Origin of the sequence: Lutibacter sp., assembly GCF_013041805.1 — a bacterium.
In the GTDB taxonomy this organism is placed as follows: Bacteria; Bacteroidota; Bacteroidia; order Flavobacteriales; family Flavobacteriaceae; genus Lutibacter.
Genome location: NZ_JABDRI010000074.1, coordinates 25,033 through 46,394, shown reverse-complemented (window position 1 = coordinate 46,394; position 21,362 = coordinate 25,033). Strand labels below are relative to the sequence as shown.

Annotated in this window: 18 protein-coding genes; 3 read left to right on the top strand and 15 right to left on the bottom strand. The window is 30.4% G+C overall.

Annotated elements, in window-relative coordinates; translation table 11 throughout:
* The first annotated feature begins 145 nt into the window (after positions 1 to 145).
* Complete coding sequence (locus HKP59_RS09355) at positions 146 to 1,213, top strand: 6-phosphofructokinase (protein ID WP_291806069.1); 1,068 nt, start codon at positions 146 to 148, stop codon at positions 1,211 to 1,213.
* Between the two features lie 20 nt (positions 1,214 to 1,233).
* Positions 1,234 to 2,334, top strand: coding sequence for an ATP-dependent 6-phosphofructokinase (locus HKP59_RS09350; protein ID WP_291806068.1), 1,101 nt, complete (start codon positions 1,234 to 1,236; stop codon positions 2,332 to 2,334).
* Positions 2,335 to 2,444: 110 nt separating this feature from the next.
* On the opposite strand, the gene HKP59_RS09345 is transcribed toward HKP59_RS09350, so the two are convergent.
* The 11 genes from HKP59_RS09345 to HKP59_RS09295 form a co-directional block, all read right to left on the bottom strand.
* Positions 2,445 to 3,998, bottom strand: a complete 1,554-nt coding sequence (locus tag HKP59_RS09345) for a DEAD/DEAH box helicase (RefSeq protein WP_291806066.1) — start codon at positions 3,996 to 3,998, stop codon at positions 2,445 to 2,447.
* A gap of 231 nt (positions 3,999 to 4,229) precedes the next feature.
* Complete coding sequence (gene ppk2 / locus HKP59_RS09340) at positions 4,230 to 5,021, bottom strand: polyphosphate kinase 2 (RefSeq protein ID WP_291806065.1); 792 nt, start codon at positions 5,019 to 5,021, stop codon at positions 4,230 to 4,232.
* Positions 5,022 to 5,023: 2 nt separating this feature from the next.
* Positions 5,024 to 5,881: a polyphosphate kinase 2 gene (ppk2, locus tag HKP59_RS09335; RefSeq protein ID WP_291806064.1), complete on the bottom strand. Its 858-nt coding sequence runs from the start codon at positions 5,879 to 5,881 to the stop codon at positions 5,024 to 5,026.
* Positions 5,882 to 5,884: 3 nt separating this feature from the next.
* Positions 5,885 to 6,607: a sulfite exporter TauE/SafE family protein gene (locus HKP59_RS09330; protein ID WP_291806063.1), complete on the bottom strand. Its 723-nt coding sequence runs from the start codon at positions 6,605 to 6,607 to the stop codon at positions 5,885 to 5,887.
* Between the two features lie 2 nt (positions 6,608 to 6,609).
* A complete protein-coding gene (locus HKP59_RS09325; RefSeq protein WP_291806062.1) occupies positions 6,610 to 7,062 on the bottom strand; it encodes a FixH family protein in 453 nt (150 codons plus the stop codon).
* Entirely contained in the window at positions 7,063 to 8,478 is a 1,416-nt protein-coding gene (gene ccoG, locus HKP59_RS09320; protein ID WP_291806060.1) for a cytochrome c oxidase accessory protein CcoG, read from the bottom strand.
* Positions 8,479 to 8,650: 172 nt separating this feature from the next.
* Positions 8,651 to 9,304 carry a cbb3-type cytochrome c oxidase N-terminal domain-containing protein gene (locus HKP59_RS09315; protein WP_291806058.1) on the bottom strand — a complete coding sequence of 218 codons (654 nt, stop codon included), beginning with the start codon at positions 9,302 to 9,304 and terminating at the stop codon, positions 8,651 to 8,653.
* Entirely contained in the window at positions 9,297 to 9,494 is a 198-nt protein-coding gene (locus tag HKP59_RS09310) for a CcoQ/FixQ family Cbb3-type cytochrome c oxidase assembly chaperone (protein ID WP_291806056.1), read from the bottom strand. The genes HKP59_RS09315 and HKP59_RS09310 overlap by 8 nt, the downstream gene beginning before the upstream one ends.
* 5 nt (positions 9,495 to 9,499) lie before the next feature.
* Positions 9,500 to 11,671, bottom strand: a complete 2,172-nt coding sequence (ccoN, locus tag HKP59_RS09305; protein WP_291806054.1) for a cytochrome-c oxidase, cbb3-type subunit I — start codon at positions 11,669 to 11,671, stop codon at positions 9,500 to 9,502.
* Positions 11,672 to 11,690: 19 nt separating this feature from the next.
* Positions 11,691 to 11,873, bottom strand: a complete 183-nt coding sequence (gene ccoS / locus HKP59_RS09300) for a cbb3-type cytochrome oxidase assembly protein CcoS (protein WP_291806053.1) — start codon at positions 11,871 to 11,873, stop codon at positions 11,691 to 11,693.
* Between the two features lie 107 nt (positions 11,874 to 11,980).
* On the bottom strand, positions 11,981 to 14,350 hold the full coding sequence (locus HKP59_RS09295; RefSeq protein WP_291806052.1) for a heavy metal translocating P-type ATPase metal-binding domain-containing protein: 2,370 nt from the start codon (positions 14,348 to 14,350) through the stop codon (positions 11,981 to 11,983).
* 113 nt (positions 14,351 to 14,463) lie between these two features.
* Here HKP59_RS09295 and HKP59_RS09290 point away from each other — a divergent pair, with 113 nt between their 5' ends.
* Positions 14,464 to 15,150: a Crp/Fnr family transcriptional regulator gene (locus tag HKP59_RS09290; protein ID WP_291806050.1), complete on the top strand. Its 687-nt coding sequence runs from the start codon at positions 14,464 to 14,466 to the stop codon at positions 15,148 to 15,150.
* 74 nt (positions 15,151 to 15,224) lie between these two features.
* Here the strand turns inward: HKP59_RS09290 and HKP59_RS09285 are convergent, their stop codons facing one another.
* The 4 genes from HKP59_RS09285 to HKP59_RS09270 form a co-directional block, all read right to left on the bottom strand.
* Positions 15,225 to 16,472: a pyridoxal phosphate-dependent aminotransferase family protein gene (locus HKP59_RS09285; protein WP_291806048.1), complete on the bottom strand. Its 1,248-nt coding sequence runs from the start codon at positions 16,470 to 16,472 to the stop codon at positions 15,225 to 15,227.
* 153 nt (positions 16,473 to 16,625) lie between these two features.
* Positions 16,626 to 17,663 (bottom strand): cysteine synthase family protein, encoded by a 1,038-nt coding sequence (locus HKP59_RS09280; RefSeq protein WP_291806046.1) that lies wholly within the window; start codon positions 17,661 to 17,663, stop codon positions 16,626 to 16,628.
* A gap of 69 nt (positions 17,664 to 17,732) precedes the next feature.
* On the bottom strand, positions 17,733 to 19,799 hold the full coding sequence (locus tag HKP59_RS09275) for a S9 family peptidase (protein WP_291806044.1): 2,067 nt from the start codon (positions 19,797 to 19,799) through the stop codon (positions 17,733 to 17,735).
* 120 nt (positions 19,800 to 19,919) lie between these two features.
* A complete protein-coding gene (locus tag HKP59_RS09270) occupies positions 19,920 to 21,347 on the bottom strand; it encodes an AAA family ATPase (protein ID WP_291806042.1) in 1,428 nt (475 codons plus the stop codon).
* Positions 21,348 to 21,362 lie beyond the last annotated feature (15 nt).

The window sequence follows — 21,362 nt, the reverse complement described above, 5'->3', positions numbered from 1 at the left end:
CCTAAAAAGATTTTAATTGAATTAAATATGACTTTAATCATTGCTAAATTGTATCGTTTTGTATAATTTCGCAACCGTTTAATTCGTATTTTAATAGTACAGAAAACGACAAACAAAAAAATAATCCCTTAAAATGGGAAATTATATGAAACAAAGAATTTTAGTTGTTAATAGTGGTGGAGACTGTCCAGGAATGAATGCAGTAATAAGGGCCATCGTTAAACGTGCAAGTCAAGAAACCAAGTGGGAAATTATAGGAAGTGTAAATGGATTTGATGGTATTTTATCTGAACCTCTGGAATTAGTACCTCTAACTGAAAAACGCGTTGAAGGAATTCATATACAAGGTGGAACAATTTTAACCACCAATAATAAGCGAAACCCTTTTAATTATCCTGTCAAACAAAAAGATGGAACTATAAAAAATGAAGATGTTACTGACAAATTAATTTATAATCTTAAAGTTTTTAACTTTGATGCGGTTATACATATTGGAGGTAATGAGTCTCATAAAATTTCCCATAAATTATCTCAAAAAGGCGTAAATATCATAGGAATTCCGAAAACAATAAATAATGACTTATCAATAACAGATTTTTCATTTGGATTTCAAACAGCCGCACATGTAGCGACTGAAGCGGTGGATAAATTAGTTACTACAGCTAATTCGCATAATAGAGTTTTAATTTTAGAAGTAATGGGACGTGATGCGGGCTGGATTGCACTACACGCTGCAATTGCTGGCGGTGCAGAAGTATGTCTAATTCCTGAGATCCCGATTGACATGGAAAAAGTATTACAAAAGTTAAAGTCGAGATATACAGCTGATGGTAGAGGATTTGCAAATATAGTTGTTGCTGAAGGCGCCTATTTTAAAGGTGAAAAAAATGAAAAAATATCTGGAAGTATTGCTCGTAAAATTGCTGAAAAATTAAAAGAATCAAACTTTCAAGCTGATATTAGAGAAACAATTTTAGGACATTTGCAACGAGGGGGCTCACCTATTGCATTTGATCGAATTTTAGCGACAGAGCTTGGAGTAAAAGCTTTTGAATTGGTTAAAGAAAAAAAATTCGGAACTATGGCGGTTCACCAAAATTTTGAATTAACTCATAAAGATTTAAAAGAAGTCATCGATCAATATAATAAAGTTGAATTATCTCATAATTTAATTCATACTGCAAAAGGAATTGGTATTTCTTTTGGAGATTAATAATAGTTACAAAATTAAAAATGAAGAAAAAAGTATTAGTATTAACAGGAGGTGGAGATTGCCCTGGATTAAATGCAGTTATTAGAGGAATTGTTAAGCGCGCTGCACAAACTGAAGATTGGGAAGTTGTAGGAAGTATACAATCATTTGATGGTGTTTTAAGAGAACCTACTGAGATTATAGAATTAAATGAGAAAACCGTTTCAGGTATTCACTATCAGGGTGGAACAATTTTAGGTACGACCACAAAAGGAGGACCTCTTGCTTGGCCTGTGAAAGAAAATGATGGCACATGGTCGTTTATTGATCGTTCTGATGAAATGATACGAAGACTAAAACATCTTGGAATAGAAGCCGTAATAAGTATTGGAGGAGATGGTTCACAAAGAATTTCGCAAGTTCTTTTTGAAAAAGGATTGAATATTATAGGTGTTCCAAAAACTATTGATAATGACTTATCTGCTACGGATTATACGTTTGGGTACCAAACAGCTGTGCAAATAGCTACAGAAGCTGTTGATAGACTTGTTACTACTGCAGCCTCACACAACCGTGTAATTATTCTTGAAGTGATGGGAAGAGATGCTGGTTGGATTGCTTTAAGTTCAGCTCTAGCAGGTGGTGCAGAAGTTTGTTTAATTCCTGAAATTCCTTACGAAATCAATCATGTTCTTTCAACTATAAATAAGCGTTTTAAAGACGGAAAAGGTCATGTAATTATTGTTATTGCTGAAGGTGCAAAACCTAAAGATGGTGATGTGTTTTCTCAACAAAGTGATGAAGTTGGAAATGCTAACTTAAAATTAGGTGGTGTTGCAAATAAATTACTAAAAGATTTAAAAGCAGCTGGTTGTGATGCTGATATGAGAGAAACAGTACTAGGTCATTTGCAGCGTGGAGGAGTCCCTACTGCTTTCGACAGGATTTTAGCAACTCAATTTGGTGTAAAAGCTATGGAGCTTGCTATTGATGCTAACTATGGTAAAATGGTAGCTTATCAACATCCAAGTATTGTTGCTGTTCCTTTTTTAGAAGCAATTAGTAAGTATAATATTGTAAAACCAAATTCATCATTGGTAAAAACTGCTCGAGGTATTGGTATGTCTTTTGGAGATCAATAAAATTATTAAATTTTAAATAATTTATAAAAATCCACAATTTTAAGTTTTAAAATTGTGGATTTTTACCATTCAATGATTAATTCATGAATTGAATTAAAAATATTTAAATATTAATCTTCCGGCGGTCTACCGTGAATAATTTCAAAATCTCTATCAAAATTATCCTTTAAATAAAGTCGTAATTTAGTTCTATAATCTTCCTTCAACCAGGTTACAAAATTATGAGTGCTTCTACAAATACACTTTGTATATCGTTCCACTCTATAATCAATATCATCCGATAATTTTTTAGATAACTCGTAAGCATCATATACATCTTCGCTATTCTCAATACATATCTTAGCATGCTGTTTAATTGATTTTTCTAAAACAACTTTTGAAGATTCACCATTACTAATAGATGCTGTATATATTCTTTTCACATCAAAATATACTTCTTTTGAGTTTCCAAATTCTTCACGAAGTTCAGGAGGCATTTCATATTTGAAATTACTTTCAATTTCTTCATCACTAATAATTTTATCTAAATAGTAATTTGGAGCTCTAAATATTTTTTGCCAGTCTAAGTCTGCACCCCATTCTCCAAAACGATACATGTTATTTCCTAAATCAATAACAGAAAATGTTTTTTTATCTTTTAAAATTCGTGAGCCTCTACCAATCATTTGATAATACAGACCAAGTGATTTAGTTGCTCTATTTAAAATAATTGTATTTACTGTAGGCTCGTCAAAACCTGTAGTTAAAATACTTACAGAAGTTAAAATTGCATGTGGAGTTTCTTTAAACCATTTTAACACTGTTTTTCTATCTTTTTTACTATAAGTGTTATCTAAATGAGCAATAGGATATCCTGCCGATTTAAAAGCCTGAAAAACTTGAATAGAGGTATTAATTCCGTTGTTAAAAATTAATGTTTTTTTACCTTTTGAATGGGTTTCATATGCTTGAATTAATTTGCTAAGCATATCATTATTTGTATATAAATCTTCGGAAGACTTTACAGTATAATCGCCGTTTGCCCCTACTTCTAATGATGTTAACCCAACATTATAAGAAAAGACTTCTGCCTTTGCTAAAAACTTATTTTTGATTAATGATTCAATTGTTTCTCCCACAATTAATTCATTATAATTATCTTTCATTGGAAGCTTTATATTACTGCTTAAAGGTGTAGCCGTTACGCCTAAAATGAACGATTTTTCGAAAAATTCAAATAATTTTGTAAATGAATTATAATGTGCTTCGTCAATAATAACCAATCCAATATCTGAAATATCAAATTTATTATCGTTTAGCCTATTATTTAAGGTTTCTACCATTGCTACAAAACAGCTATAATTAGCCTGATCATCTAAATTAGCAGTACTATTAATAACTTTGTTTGTTACATGAAATTCTGTAAGCATTTTAGAAGTTTGCTTACATAACTCTATTCGATGTGTTAAAACTAAAACTTTTTTATTGTGGTGTTTTAAATACTGCCTTACAATTTCAGAGAAAATAACAGTTTTACCTCCACCTGTAGGAAGTTGGTACAACAAATGATAGTCATCTTTAGCCTCTTCAAATCTTTTAAAAATTTTGTTAATTGCTTCCTTCTGATAACTATAAAGATCTTTTCCTGCTTTTCTTTCTTCTAATTCTGTAACTTGGTCTGACACACGAGTTGGTATTTATTGATTTACAAAAATACTTCCTTTATTAGGTTTATGACAAGTATTTAGCCTAAAAATTTAAAAATAAATGTTACAGTTAATCTAATTAAATCTAGAAATATAATTTAAACAACTGATTAAGAGATATGTAGGATTTTTATTTAGAGTTGTTTTGAACATAAAAACAAATACAATATAATTGTATAATTGAAAAAAAAATAAAAATAAGTGTATAAACTATACTTCTCTATTTTTATCGTAAGGTATACTATTAAGAACGTGCTTTATTGCATCTACTCTTGCAAAAGTTTTCTTATTAGCTCTAATAATTTTCCATTCTACAACACCTAGCTTTGTTTTTTCAAACATTTTCTTCTTATACTTTGTATATACATCCCATAACTCCTGTGCCTTTTCATCAACAGCTGTCATTTTCCATTGCTTTAATGGGTTACTTTTAATATCTTCAAATCTTTTTGCTTGCTCACGTTTTGAAATCGACATATAAATTTTAACCAAACGTATTCCTGACTCAGTAATCATACGCTCAAAATCATTAACTTGATTCATAAACGTTTCGTGCTCGTCATCAGTGCAAAATCCATTTACGGGTTCAACAACTGCTCTGTTATACCAACTTCTGTCAAAAAATACGATTTCTCCTGCTTTAGGAAATTGTTTCACATACCGTTGAAAATACCATTGCGTTTTTTCATCTTCAGTAGGCTTTGGTAATGCTACTATTCGTAAATGCCTAGGGTTCATTCTCTCTGTAGCGCGTCTAATCGCCCCACCTTTTCCGGCAGCATCTCTACCTTCGAAAATTACAATAATTCGCTCATTTTCAGCAATTGCCCAAGTCTGTAATCGAATTAATTCAACTTGCAATTTTTTTAATTTCTTTTCATATTTCGCATATCTAACAGCCTTTTCTATATTAAATGGTTCCTTAGATAATATGGCTTTTAATCCTTTCTTTGTATTTAGGATATCTACATCTTCTTGTGTTAAAATATATTCTTTATGCATGATTAATTTAACTGTTTAGATGATCTATAATACCTCATAATTACATTAGGATCAGGCAGCAACGTTGTAGATGCATTGTCTTTTCCTTCATAGTCAAATTGAGAGAGTACATATCTAATACTCTCTAGCCGTGCAATCTTTTTATTATTTGCTTTAACCGTAATCCAAGGACTATAACTAGTATGGGTCTTACTAAACATTTGTTCTCTAAAATGAGTATAAGTATCCCATAATTCCTGTCCTTTTTTATCAACTGGGCTAAATTTCCAACGCTTTAACGGTGTACTTAATCTAGAATTAAAGCGTGATAATTGAACATCTTTTGAAATTGAAAACCACAATTTAATAATTGTTGTGCCATCTTCATAAAGCATATGTTCAAATTCGGGAACTTGAACCATAAATTTATTGTATTGTTCATCTGTACAAAAACCCATCACAGGCTCAACTACTGCCCTATTATACCAACTTCTATCAAAAAATACCATTTCCCCTGGATCCGGTAATTCTTTAATATAACGTCTAAAATACCATTGACCTCTTTCAACTTCGGTTGGCTTTGTTAAAGCAACAACTCTCATTGATCTTGGATTCAAATGCTCAGTAAAACGTCTAATATTACCTCCTTTTCCAGCTGCATCTCTGCCTTCAAAAATAATTACAACACGCTTATTTGTTTTTAATATCCAATGTTGAAGTTTTACTAATTCAATCTGTAAACGACGTAATTCTTCTTCATAAAATAAATCTTTATTTACTTTATCAATAGAAATATTCTTTTCTTTTATTAATTGTAAAAGCTCATCATTTGATGATATTCTTTTAAAATCGTCAATGGTTAATTTGGGTGAATTTGACATAAATTATTCGTTATTATCTATAGATACACACTCCGTAGGATTATTTGAAAGCTGTAATTTCGCATCTGAAGGCGAAATATAAGGAATTCCTAAACCTAATCCACGCAAAATAAATAATAATCCGATAATAACAACAAAAACTGGTATAGCTTTTTGAATTTTTGAACGAATAGAAACACTAACAAAGTTCCCTAACAAAATAGCTGCAGCCATCATGGGTATAGTCCCTAGGCCAAATATTGCCATATAAAGTGCGCCTTGTATAGCATTTCCTGTAGAAATTGATCCTATTAAAGCCATATAAACTAAACCACACGGTAAGAATCCATTAAAAAATCCTATGAGAAATAATGCCTTATTTGATTTTTTACTTAAATAAAAACCAAGTTTAGATTTAACTTTAGCGATTATTTGATAAAGAGGTTTTGAAAAGTTATATTTATTAAAAACCGATATTGGAATTACTATTGTAGCAATCATTATAACGCCCATTAGAACAGATAATCTTTGCTGAAAACCTGCTAAATACAGACCTCTACCAATGAAACCAAATAATATACCAATTAATGAGTAACTAATAAGTCGTCCAAAATTATACAAAAAGGTTTGAAAAATTACTTTACTTTTTGATGACCTATCAACTGGTAATACAAATGCAATAGGTCCACACATACCTATACAGTGAAAACTTCCTGCTAATCCTAAAACAAGTGCAGTCCAAAGCATTTTTAATACATTATTTTTTCTTTAAACAAATAAGCCTTTCCATTAGCAATCCAATCAATTCTTATATCCCATCTTCCCTCTACCAACTTATCATTAGTAATAAGAAAATCTAATGTTTCTAAATCTATAGGTATATTAAAATCAATTTTAGTATTTGATCCACGTTGAAAATCAATACTACCTTTAATATCAGAAGCTTTAAATTCTTCAGGAAAACTAATTAACAAACCACCATCTACTTTTCTATAAGTAATGTTTTGCTTTAATTCAGCAGCACTATTTAATTTATCGATTTCTTGCTGATAATTTATTTCATCCTTATAGTAGTCTTCAGACACCAAATGATGATCATATGCAGGCACAAATGTTACTTTATACACAAAATATAAAATAAAGATGATAAAAGATGCAAGTGAAATAATAATGCCTGTTGGCCAACTAATTTTAAATTTCATTTATTTTATTTTTACGGGTCCCATAAAGTTCGTAGTCGTAGTTTCTATTAATTCCCCATTAGAATAAATTCCAAGTTTTAGTTTCTCTTTGGAAGAATTTAAATCACTTCTATTTATTTCTATAAATAAGGTACCTTCTTTTAATCCTTGGCGCTCAATATTACTAGTTCCACCAACTAATTCAATTTTTCCTTTGTGAGAAATTAATTTAATTTCCACATTCTCAATATCTTTTGTTGTTTTGTTAATAAACTTAACGGTATATACATTTTTTATTGTTGTATCAGTTGATTGAAAAGTTTGACCTGGAAGTCTTAAAACTGTTGCCTCAACATCATTCCTCAAAAATAACATGGTAACTAAAACACCTACTAAAATTGTTAATATTACAGAATAAGCAATTAGTCGAGCATTAAATTTGAATTTCTCTTTCTTTTCAATATTATCTTCAGATGCATATCGTATCAATCCTTTTTCAAAACCAGATTTTTCCATGATATTATCACAAGCATCAATACAAGCCGTACAATTGATACATTCTAATTGGGTACCATTTCTAATATCTATTCCTGTAGGACATACATGAACACATTGTTTACAATCTATACAATCACCGTGACCTAGTTCATCTCTATCTTCATTCTTTCTTATTTTTTTTCTCCCATTTTCACCCTCTCCTCTTACAAAATCATATGCAACATTTATAGATTTATTATCTAAAAGAACCCCTTGAAGCCTTCCGTATGGACAAACAATGATACATACTTGCTCTCTGAACCATGCAAATACAAAATAGAAAACACCTGTGAAAATTAATAAATATATGAGTGTACTAAGGTGCTCTTTAGGTCCATCGCTAATATAACCTAAAACTTCATCTGAACCAATAATATAAGCCAAAAATACGTTTGAAATAATAAATGAGATCATAAAGAATAGAAACCATTTTAAGAGTTTTTTTCTAATTTTCTCTGCATTCCATTCTTGCTTATCTAGTTTAATTTGTTTAGATCTATCTCCTTCTATTAAGTATTCTACTTTCCTAAACACCATTTCCATGAAAATAGTTTGAGGACACATCCATCCGCAAAATATTCTACCAAAAATGACCGTAAATAATATAACAAAAACAACACTTACCAGCATAGAAATTACTAACAAATGAAAATCTTGAGGCCAAAAAGGAAATCCGAAGATGTGAAATTTTCTTTCTATTACATTAAACAATAGAAACTGATTTCCATTGATTTTGATGAAAGGTGATGCTAGCATAAAAGCTAACAATATCCAACTCACATAGGTTCTGTAATTATAGTATCTTCCTTTTGGTTTTTTTGGAAAGATAAAATTTCTTTCACCACTCTCGTCGATAGTTGCAATTGAGTCTCTAAAGATTTCTTTATTCTCTTTATTCATATTAATATTAAAAAAGATTATTTCTTAAATTGTTAAGTACAAACTTATGCTTAAAATTAAAACTATTTAGATACAAAAGTGACAAAAATCATCTAATGTTTTATCTAAAAATAAAAACATAGTTCAAAGGAACTATGTTTTTATTTTTATGATATTAAAATGCTAAAATTAGTTATTCTGCAGGTGCCGGATAAATAATATCTCCTTCAGGTGCCTTTGGGTTGGCAGGAGAAGTACCTTGCATTGATATAATATAACTCGCCAATTGTATTCTTTCTTCTCTAGTAATAGTACTCTCCCAAGCTATCATACCTTTACCAGGTCTACCTCCATTTGTAAGTGTATTAAAAATAGATTTAACGTCACCACCTAAGATCCAAGCATTATCAGTAAGATTTGGACCAATACTTCCTCCTAAATCATCTAAATGACAAGCAAAACATGTTTTTGATGTAAATAATTCTTTCCCTTTAGCTAAATTTTCATCATCTGTAAAAGCTACAATATTATCTGTATTAAACAATTCTGGGTTGGCAGCCTTATAAGCTTCAACTTCTTCCTTTCCTTTAGCTACTTCCGCTGCATATTCTTCAGCTTGGCTATATTTTTCAGAATTATAAAACACTTGAGTATAGTAAAAAATACTAATTGCAATTGTAATATAAAATCCATATAACCACCAAGGTGGCAATACATTATCTAATTCTTTAATACCATCATAATCATGCTCTAGCATAATATCTTTCTCCGTTCCTAATTCGTTGGCCTTCGTCATGGACTTCATAAACTTTTTCCAACCTGATATATTTTCTGAATTTTTATTCATGGTTAATTTCTTTATTGTTATTATCTTCTTCTAACGGTAATTGACTCACATAATCAATTTTTCCTTTCGGTAATTTTATTACAAAAACTACCATAGTAATAAATACTATAAAAAAAAGTACTAGTGATACGATTGGATAAATTTCCACTCCATCAATACTTGATAAATTATGTTTAATAAATTTTAACATTCTATTTATTTTAGTGCTGTATTTGTATTCCCTTTAATATCTGTACCTAAACGTTGTAGGTAAGAAATTAATGCAACTATTTCCTTGTTTTGGATATTACTTGATCCGTAATTTGCAACAAATTCAGGATCTTGTCTTAAGCTAGTTTCAATTTCTTTAGCTTGAGCCAATAAATTTTGTTTTGCTCCAGAAATATCTTCATCGCTATAAGGAACTCCTAACTTCGCTAAACCACTCATTTTATCTTCAAGATTTGAAGCGTTTAAGTCGTTTTTAATCAACCAAGAATAACGAGGCATAATTGAACCTGGAGAAGTTGAACGTGGATCCATCATATGGTTGAAGTGCCAGTTATTATTATATTTCCCACCAATTCTATGTACGTCTGGTCCTGTTCTACGAGATCCCCATAAGAATGGAAAATCATATACAAACTCACCAGCTTTAGAATATTCTCCGTAACGCTCTACTTCTGAGCGGAATGGGCGAATCATTTGCGAGTGACAATTATTACATCCTTCTCTAATATAAATATCTCTACCTTCTAATTCTAAAGGTGTGTAAGGTTTTACACTTTCAATTTTAGTTACATTGGATTCAACTAATATTAAAGGAACAATTTCTACTAAACCTCCAATTAATATAGCAACCGTTGTTAAAATAGTAAATAAAACAGTTCTTCTTTCTAACCAAGTGTGCCATCCTTCACCAGCAATTCTTTGACCACTAATTTTCTTCAATGGAACTGATTCAGCTAGCTCATCCTCTACAGCTGAACCTGCTTTTGCTGTTTTAATAATATTAATAGCAAGTAAAATAAATCCTGTTAAATATAACGTCCCTCCTATTGCACGCATTGCATACATTGGTAATACCTGAGTTACGGTTTCTAAAAAGTTTCCATATACTAAAGTACCATCTGGATTAAACTGTTTCCACATAAATGCCTGTGTAAAACCTGCAACATATAAAGGAATAGCATAGAATAAAATACCTAAAGTTCCCAACCAGAAATGAGTATTCGCTAATTTTTTTGAATACAACGGTGTTTTCCAAAGTTTTTCAGCTAACCAATAAACAATACCAGCAATCATAAATCCATTCCAGGCTAAAGCACCAATATGAACGTGTCCAACAATCCAATCTGTATAATGTCCAATTGCATTTAAATTTTTAAATGAAAGCATAGGACCTTCAAAAGTGGACATACCATAACCTGTTATAGCTACTACAAAGAATTTCAAAATAGGATTTTCGCGAACTTTATCCCAAGCTCCACGTAATGTTAGTAAACCATTAATCATACCACCCCAAGATGGGAAAATTAGCATTACTGAAAATACAGTTCCTAAATTTTGCGCCCATTCTGGTAAGGCTGAATACAATAAATGGTGAGGTCCAGCCCAAATATATAAGAAAATTAATGTCCAAAAGTGAATGATTGATAATCTATATGAATACACTGGTCTATTTGCTACTTTAGGAACAAAGTAATACATTAAACCTAAAATTGGAGTTGTTAAGAAAAATGCTACCGCATTATGCCCATACCACCATTGAACCAAAGCGTCTTGAACTCCTGCATATACAGAATAACTTTTAAAAGCAGTTACTGGCATTTCAAGATTATTGAATATGTAAAGAACAGCAATCGTTACTAAAGTCGCAATATAAAACCAAATTGCAACATATATATGACGCTGACGTCTTTTTAAAATAGTTCCTATTAAATTTATTCCGAAAACTACCCATATTAAAACAACGGCTATATCTATAGGCCACTCTAATTCTGCATATTCTTTTGAAGAACTCAATCCTAAAGGCAATGTAATCGCTGCTGCAACTATAATAGCTTGCCATCCCCAAAAATGTATTCTACTCAAAACATCATTAAACATTCTTGCTTTCAGCAGTCTTTGAGTTGAATAATAAACTCCCAAAAAGATTCCATTTCCTACGAATGCAAAAATAACTGCATTAGTATGTAACGGACGTAAACGCCCAAAACTTAAAAATGAAATAGCATTGTCAGATCCTGCAAATTCTAATAATCCTGGGAAAATAAATAATAGAGCTACTAAAAGCCCTACTAACATACCTACAACTCCCCATAGAATTGTAGCCCAAAGAAACATTTTTACGATTTTATTGTCATAATAAAACTGTTCTTTTTCCATACTTTGATTGATTAATTAATTATTTAGTTGATTTTTCTTTTTTTATATCTTTTTCGGAAACTAGCTCGTCATCAAATAACATTCGTACTGAAGGCGTATACGTATCTTCGTACTGACCCGATTTTACTGACTTAATAAATGCAGTAAAAAATAAGATAGCAACAATAACGCTAACACCTATAGTAATGTATACTACTTCCATTTTTAGATTTTAAAATTTGATACGCCTACAAAAATAAATTCTTTTTTATAAAAACTAATGATATTTATCATATTAAAAATGATTATTTTCAATCTCTCACAAACATACTAAAGTTTTTTAGAAATCCAATTTGTTAATATTGTGACAAATATTACAATCGATATTGAACTCAAAGGCATCAAAATCGCAGCAACAACGGGTGTTAATAATCCTGAAAGTGCGAAATACATACCAATTATATTGTAAAAAAATGAAACTACAAAACTTGCCTTAATAACTGTGACAGTTTCGTTTGCAATTGTTAAAAACTTAGGCAATTTGTTGAAAAGTTTTGCATCAATAATAGCATCACAAGCAGGAGAAAAAACATTCACATCTTCTGAAATAGCTACACCTACATTACTTTGAGCTAAAGCTCCTGCATCGTTCAAACCGTCTCCAATCATCATTACTTTCTCTCCATTTTTTTGAAGTTCCTTAATATATTCTAGCTTATCTTCAGGTTTTTGATTAAATTGATAAGTAATATTCTCAGGAAGAAATTTCTGTAAATATTCTTTTTCTCCGTCATTATCTCCCGATAATATGACCAGATTATAGTTCTGTGACAAATTTTCAAAAACTTGCTTTGTTCCTTCTCTATAGCTATTTTTAAAACTATAACTTCCTTTTAAACTGTTATTTATTTTAATATAAATAATCGTTTCATTTATTCCATCATCTTGTAAACCTAAAAAGTTTGCTGAACCTAGTTTAATTATAGTATTATCAATTGTTGACAAAATACCTTTCCCAAGAACTTCATCAAATAAAGTGGGTTTTTCATCCAAAGCATCTACATCTAAATATTGATATAGTGTTCTACTTAAAGGATGGTTTGAAGCTCTTAAAACCGTTTTAATTTTTGAAAGTTCATCATTACTAAGTTCTTCCCCATTATAAATTAATTGAGTCTTATCATTTGAGGTAATTGTTCCAGTCTTATCAAAAATAACAGTGGTTATTTTAGCCATTTTCTCAATCGTTTCAGCATTCTTTAAATAGAAATTTTTATATCCAAAAATTCTCAAAATATTACCTATTGCAAATGGAGCTGATAATGCTAAAGCACAAGGGCAAGCAATGATGAGTACTGCTGTTACAACATTAATTGCCATTTCAGCATTATGGAAATACCAAAATATACCCGCAACAAAAGCTATTATTAAAATTGTAATTGTAAAATATTTACTTATGGTATCCGTAATGTTTTTAATAGAAATATCGTTCTCTTCATTAAAAATATCATTACTCCATAATTGAGTTAAATAGCTCTGTGAAATTGTACTTAAAACATCCATTTCAATGGCTCCTGCCGTTTGCTTTCCTCCTGCAAAAATTTTATCTCCAGACTCTTTGGTAACAGGAACAGATTCACCAGTTACAAAACTATAATCAATCGCTGCATTTCCATTTATTAATATTCCATCAACGGGAATTAATTCTTCATTTCTAATTAATAAGCGATCACCTTTTTGAATATCTTTAACTGGCAAACTTTCTTCAATTCCATTCACTATTTTTGTTACTGCTATTGGGAAATATGACCTATAGTCTCTTTCAAAAGATAAGAAGTTATAGGTTTTTTGTTGAAAAAACTTTCCTAAAAGCAAAAAGAGAACTAGTCCTGCTAAACTGTCAAAAAATCCTGCGCCAATTTGCAATATTATTTCCACAGAACTTCTTATAAATAATACAGAAATTCCTAAAGCTATTGGAACATCGATATTCAACATTTTATGCCTAAGACCTTTATAAGCTGATATAAAATAATCTTTTGCAGAATAAAATACTACCGGAACTGCCATTATAAACATTAACCATCTAAACAAAGGCTTGTACTGGTCTAACCAAAACTCATCTGCTGTAAAATATTCTGGAAAAGATAATAACATAATATTACCAAACGAAAAAGCAGCTAAAGAAACCTGATAGATTAGTGTGCGATCAACTTTAGAATTCTTAGCATCAGCATCCTCTAAACTTATGTAGGGTTCATAGCCTATTGAAGTGATTAGTTCTACCAATTTTTTTAAACTTGTAAGTTTATTTTTATAGGTAATTCTAATTGTTTTCAGAGGAAAATTTACCATAGATGTTGAAACACCATCATTTAGCTTATTCAAATTTTCTAATACCCAAATACAAGAACTACAATGAATACTTGGAATATAAAATTCTACTACCGAGGTTTCCCCATCATCAAATTCTACTAACTTCTGTATAATTTCTTCATTATCTAAATAATTATACTTTCCCTGAATATCCTTTGGAATTGTCCCTGGAGTTGCTTCTAAATCATAATAACAACTTAATTCATTAGCGTTTAATATTTCATAAACAGTTTTACAACCATTGCAACAAAATATTTTTTCAGTAAAAACAATAGGTTTTTTTCCGCAATCAGCACCGCAATGATAACAATTATTCGAACTCATAAATTAATTAAATGGTTTACAAAACTATTCATTTATTGCCTTAATAAAATGATAAATATCATTTATTTTTGTACATTTGCCGCACTTACCGCTAAGCCTAAAATTTAAAGTATATGTCGAAATGTGGACAATGCATTATTAAAAGATTAAACCCGCTTAAATGTCTAACTCATGACGAGTTGGAGAAATTCTCTGATCATAAAACTTCGCTTTTTATTAAAAAAGGTGAAAATTTAATGACTGAAGGAAATGCGATTAATGGTTTATATTGTATTAGAGATGGTAAAGGAAAACTCACTAAACTTAGTACAAACGGTAAAGAACAAATAATTAAATTTGTTAAAGGAGGAGATATATTAGGTCAGCGTTCTATATTAAGTGACGAACCAGTTGGTCTAAATGCAACAGCTTTAGAGGATATGCATGTTTGTTTTATTCCAAAACAAGATATTTTAGACACAATTAAAGATAATGGTCAATTTTCATTAAATATTATGAAAATAATTTCACACCAATTAAATGAAGCTAATATTTTAGTTTCACAAATGGCTCAAAAACCTGTGAAAGAGAGATTGGCTGAAACGTTAATTCATTTAGAGGAAATTTTTGGTGTTGACAATGAAGGTTGTATCGATGTTATTTTAACTAGAGAAGAAATTGCAAATACTATTGGAACAGCAACTGAATCTGCTATACGATTATTATCAAATTTAAAAAAGGATGGCATCATTAACTTAGTCAATAAAAAAATAAAAATTATTGATAAAAGTTCACTTAAAAATATGTCTGAAGGTTATTGATATTTTACTTTATAATATCAAAAAAAAAAGGCTTTTAGATGTATCTAAAAGCCTTTTTTTATTTAATATGTTTTCTAAACCATCATTTTAGCTGCAATTCTTTTATAAATTCCTTTTTCAAGCTTCTCTCGAATTGCTGAAAAAGATTCTATAGTTTCTTTTACATCTGTTAAAGTATGAGTGGTTGTTGGTATTAATCTCAAAATAATTAATCCCTTAGGAATTACCGGATAAACCACTATTGAACAAAAAATACCATAGTTTTCGCGTAAATCATTTACCATAGCCATTGCTTCAGGTATATCACCCTCTAAAAATACAGGAGTTACACACGTATTTGTTTTCCCAATGTTAAATCCGTTATCTTTTAAACCATTTTGTAAAGCATTCACATTCTCCCATAGTTTTTCTTTAAGCTCAGGCATTGTTCTAAGCATATCTAAGCGCTTTAGAGCACCTTTTACCATCGGCATTGGTAAGGATTTTGCAAACATTTGAGAACGCATATTGTATTGTAAATATTGAACTATATCCTTATCTGCAGCAAAAAATGCTCCAATACCTGCCATTGATTTCGCAAAAGTTGCAAAATAAACATCTATATCTTTCTGAACTCCTTGTTCAAATCCTGTTCCCTTTCCATCTTTTCCTAAAGTTCCAAAACCGTGAGCATCATCAACTAAAAGTCTAAAATTAAATTTACTTTTTAAGGCTACAATTTCTTTTAATTTTCCTTGCTCTCCACGCATTCCAAAAACTCCCTCTGAAATAACAAGAATACCTCCTCCAGTTTCATCTGCAATTTTTGTAGCTCTATGTAAGTTTTTTTCTAAACTTTCAATATCATTATGCTGAAATGTAAAACGCTTGCCTGGATGTAATCTAACTCCATCAATAATACAAGCATGCGCATCCATATCATAAACTATTACATCGTTTTTACTCACCAATGCATCAATTGCAGAAACCATACCCTGATAACCGAAATTAACTAGATATGCGGCCTCTTTTTCTACAAACGCTGCACATTCTCGCTCCAATTGTTCATGATATTTAGTATGTCCTGACATCATTCTAGCTCCCATTGGGTAAGCCATTCCATATTCTGCTGCAGCTTCAGCATCAGCTTTTCTAACTTCAGGATGATTCGCTAAGCCTAAGTAATCATTAATACTCCAAGTAATTACGTCTTTGCCATTAAATTTCATTCTATTGGAAATCTCACCTTCTAATTTAGGAAACACATAATACCCTTCAGCTTGTTTAGCCCATTTTCCTAAAGGCCCTTTATCTTTAACTATTCTTTCAAATAAATCTCTCATTCTTTAAATTGTTTTGAGTAAAATGTACTTTTAAATTACTTCTACTTAATACTGCAAAGTACGGTATTTTTTTTATGCTATTCAAATGTTAATGTTACAAAAAAAAGAGGTTAAAAATAAATTTTTAACCTCTTTTTTTTAATTAAAAATGAATTACTTAATATATTCTACTTCAGAATGTGCTTGTTTTTGTGTATCAAAAAAACCTTGCTCTTTCATCCAATCATCACTATATATTTTTTCCATGTAGCGAGATCCATGATCTGGTAATATAAGAACAACTTTTGAATTTTCATTAAACATTCCTTTCTCAGCATATTGAATTGCAGCTTGCACAACCGCTCCACTCGTATAACCAGTAAAAAGGCCTTCAGTAAGCGCTAATTCTCTAGCTCTATGCGCTGCAGCTTCATCCGTAACTTTCTCAAAAACATCAATCAAATCAAAATTAGTCGCTGTAGGAATCAAATTTTTACCTAAACCTTCAATTCTATAAGGATAAATTTCATTTTTATCAAATTCTTTTGTTTCATGAAATTTCTTTAAAATTGAGCCAAAAGCATCTACTCCTAAAGTTTTAATCGATGGATTTTGTTCTTTTAAATATTTTGATACACCTGAAATTGTACCTCCTGTCCCACTAGCGGCAACTAAATGAGTTATCTCACCATTAGTTTGCTCCCAAATTTCAGGACCGGTTGAACGATAGTGAGCATCTCCGTTTAATTCATTAAAATATTGATTAATATAAATTGAATTGGCTGTTTCTCTATGCAAACGTTTTGCTACTTCATAATAAGATCTTGGGTCATCGGCGGCCACATGTCCAGGACACACATATACCTTTGCTCCCATAGATTTTAGCATGTTAATTTTACCTTTAGAAGCTTTAGAATTAACAGCTAATATGCACTTATAACCTTTGATGATACTAACTAATGCCATACTAAAACCAGTATTTCCAGAAGTTGTTTCAATTATTGTGCTCCCTTCTTTTAAAATTCCTTTTTTTTCTGCATCTTCAATAATATGCATAGCAATTCTATCTTTCATAGAATGTCCAGGATTAAATCCTTCGTACTTAACATAAAAATTACCAGTAAGGTTTTTTGTGATTTTATTTAACTTAATTAGAGGAGTATTTCCAACAAGGTCTAAAATATTTTTACTTATACCTGTATTTTTTCTCATTTTTTTTAATTTAATTCAAAAATGAATTATGATTAATAAACTATAACGTGCAAATTTAATAATTTTTTTTTAAACTTTTTTGTAACCTTCTAAACCAAGAATAAAACTATAATCTCTAGCTATTTCTTTAAGGGAATCAAATCTACCTGAAGCTCCTCCATGCCCAGTATTCATATTGGTGTGCATAATTAAAATATTGTCATCTGTTTTTAATTCTCTTAATTTTGCCACCCATTTTGCAGGTTCGAAATATTGTACTTGAGAGTCATTTAATCCTGTTGTAATCAGCATACTAGGATAGTTCTGTTTAGTTACATTGTCATATGGTGAATATGATTTCATGTAATCATAAAATTCCTTCTCATTTGGGTTTCCCCATTCATCGTATTCACCTGCTGTAAGCGGAATAGTGTCATCTAACATAGTTGTAACTACATCAACAAATGGAACCGACGCCAATATCCCATTAAATAAATTTGGGTTTATATTTATTACTGCTCCCATTAATAACCCTCCTGCAGAACCACCACTTGCATACAAATGGCTTGGTGAAGTATAATTTATATCTAATAAATGTTTGGCACAATCAATAAAATCTGTAAATGTGTTTTTTTTGTTCAATAATTTACCTTCTTCATACCATTTTCTGCCTAAATATTCACTTCCTCTAACGTGTGCAATTGCAAAAATAAATCCTCTATCTAGCAAACTTAAACGTGTTGAACTAAAGCTAGCGTCAATGGTATGACCATAAGAGCCATAACCATATAAAAGCAACGGTGTTGTATTTGTTAGTATTGTATTTTTATGATAGACTAATGATATAGGGATTTTAGTTCCATCAATAGCTGTTGCCCATAATCGTTCACTTTTATAATTTTTTTTATCAAAATTACCTCCTAAAACTTCATGTTCCTTTTTTATATCCTTAGTTCTTGTTACAACATTAAAATCAATGACAGAGCTAGGAGTTGTCATTGAATTATAACCGTATCGAATAATATTCGTATCAAATTCAGGGTTAAAATATACGCCTGCAGCATAGGTTTCTTCTTCAAAAGGAAGATAATAATCTTCAGATGAATCCCATCGCATCACTCTTATTTTATTAAGTCCATTTGCACGTTCTTCAATAACTAAAAAATCTTTAAATATGGAAATATCTTCAAGTAAAACATCCTTTCTATGAGGAATTACATCTACCCAATTCTCTTTCAATGTCTTATTTAATAAAGTTTTCATTAACTTAAAATTGGTTGCACCGTCTTTATTAGTAAGAATATAAAAGTGTTCATTATAATGTGCTAAACTATACTCCAAATGTCGCTTTCTTGGTTGAAACACCTTAAAATTCCCAATTGGGTTATCTGCTTCAAGAATTTGATATTCTGTGGCTACTGTGCTATGTGAACCTATAATAATATATTTGTCTGATTTTGTTCTGTAAACATAGGTGCTGTAAGCTTCATCTTTTTCGTGAAAAACTTCAACATCTAATGCTGGATCAGTTCCTAAAACATGTCTATATATTTTCTCGCTTCTTAATGTTACAGGATTTTTTTGAGTATAAAAAACCGTTTTATTATCACTCGCCCAAGATGCACTTCCTGTTGTATTCTCGATTTTTTCAGGAAAAATTTCACCTGTTACTAAATTTTTAAACTGCAGAGTGTATTGCCGTCTACTTATGGTATCCAAACCAAATGAGACTAATTTGTTATTTGGACTTACTGATAAACCCGATAGTTTAAAATAATCGTGTCCTTTAGCTAATATGTTTACATCAAATAAAATTTCCTCTTTTGCTGATAAGGATCCTTTTTTTCTTGAAAAAATAGGATATTGCTTTCCTTTTTCAAAACGAGTGATATAATAAAAATTATTCTTTTTATAAGGTACAGACTCATCTTCTTCTTTTATTCGAGACTTCATTTCCTCGAATAAATCTTCTTGAAACTTTTTTGTATGAGCAGTTTTCAACTCATAATATTCATTTTCAGCATTAAGATAGTCTATAACTTTAGGGTTTTCCTTTTCATTAAGCCAATAATAATTATCGACTCTTATATCACCATGAATTTCTAATTTCTTTTCAATCCGTTCAGCTCTTGGCGCTTTTATATTCTTCTCTAACATTTATTCTATATAAATTTCTGATGGGCAAAAATAGACTATTTATGAGTCAATTTCTGAATTTTCGATAATATTAATGTAACAATTAATACGTTAAAAATAACTTCAAAAGCTCTAATAATTCTATTCTTCAAAAAAATCTTCTTTAAATCCAATTAAATATACCTTTTCCTGCGCTCTTGTAATTGCAGTATACAACCATCTTAAATAATTAATATTTTGACCTTCAGGTAAATATGGCTGCTCAATAAATACAGTTTTCCATTGTCCACCTTGAGATTTATGACAAGTAACTGCGTATGAAAATTTAACCTGTAAAGCATTAAAATATTTACTTTTTTTGATCCCTAATAATTGTTTGTATTTAGATTTTTCATGTGAAAAATCCTTTCCTACTTCATGGTACAATCTGTTGGATTCTTCATACGAAAGTGACGGTGATTCAGAAGTAAGTGTATCTAACAACAAAACTGTTTCAAATGGTTTTTGATTTGGATAATCAATCATACGCACTTTTACTTCGGCAAAATTAAAACCGTATAATTCTTTAATATTAAAGATTTCTAATATCTCGCAAATATCCCCATTTGCTATAAAACCAGCTTCGCTAGAGTCTTTCAACCAAAAATAGTTGTTCTTAACAACCATAACATAATCGCCTGTTGAAATCTCATTTTCCTGACCTCTTATTTTGCTTCTAATTTGTTGATTGTATTGATTCGCTCTTTTATTAGATCGAACTATAAAAGCAGTATCCTCCACTCCAATATGATCATAAGCAGTTGTTATTGCGTCTTCAATTTCATAACCATCTATTAGTCTAATTAAATCAGGGAAACCTAATCGAAATGTAAAATTAGTAAAACCATTATTTCCCAAAATTAAGCGAAGTTCAGTAGCGTTTAATAAAATTCCTGAATCTTCATGCTGACGCATTACTTCACTTAATTCAATTTCTGTAATATTTTTATTGTAGTTAAGCGCTAATTTATTTGCATCTAATGCCGGACTTATATCTAACTTAACTGGCGGTAATTGTGCAGTATCTCCGATAAGTATTAATTTGCAATGCACTCCAGAATAAACGTAAGACATTAAATCATCTAGTAATGAGCCATTTTCAAATAATTTTGATCCTACGGGTGAATCAGGAATCATAGACGCCTCATCAACTATAAATAATGTATTTGTATGTTTATTTGTTTGTAATGTAAAATCTACTCCACCTGCTTTATTTTTTTTTGGAAAATAAATTTTTTTATGAATTGTAAATGCTTGTCGTTTAGAATATCCTGATATAACTTTTGCTGCTCTACCAGTTGGAGCAAGCAAAACTGCCTTTTTACCAGCTCGCCATAGATTATTAACAACTGTACTAATTGTAGTGGTTTTACCGGTTCCTGCATAACCTTTTATCAAAAATAATGCATCAGTATCATTTCCAAAAATAAATTCAGATAATTTAATTAATAACACATCTTGAGAATTTGTAGGCTCGAAAGGGAATTTTTCTATAATTTCTTGGTAAAATTCAGGCGCAGATTTTGTCATATTTAAAATAAATGT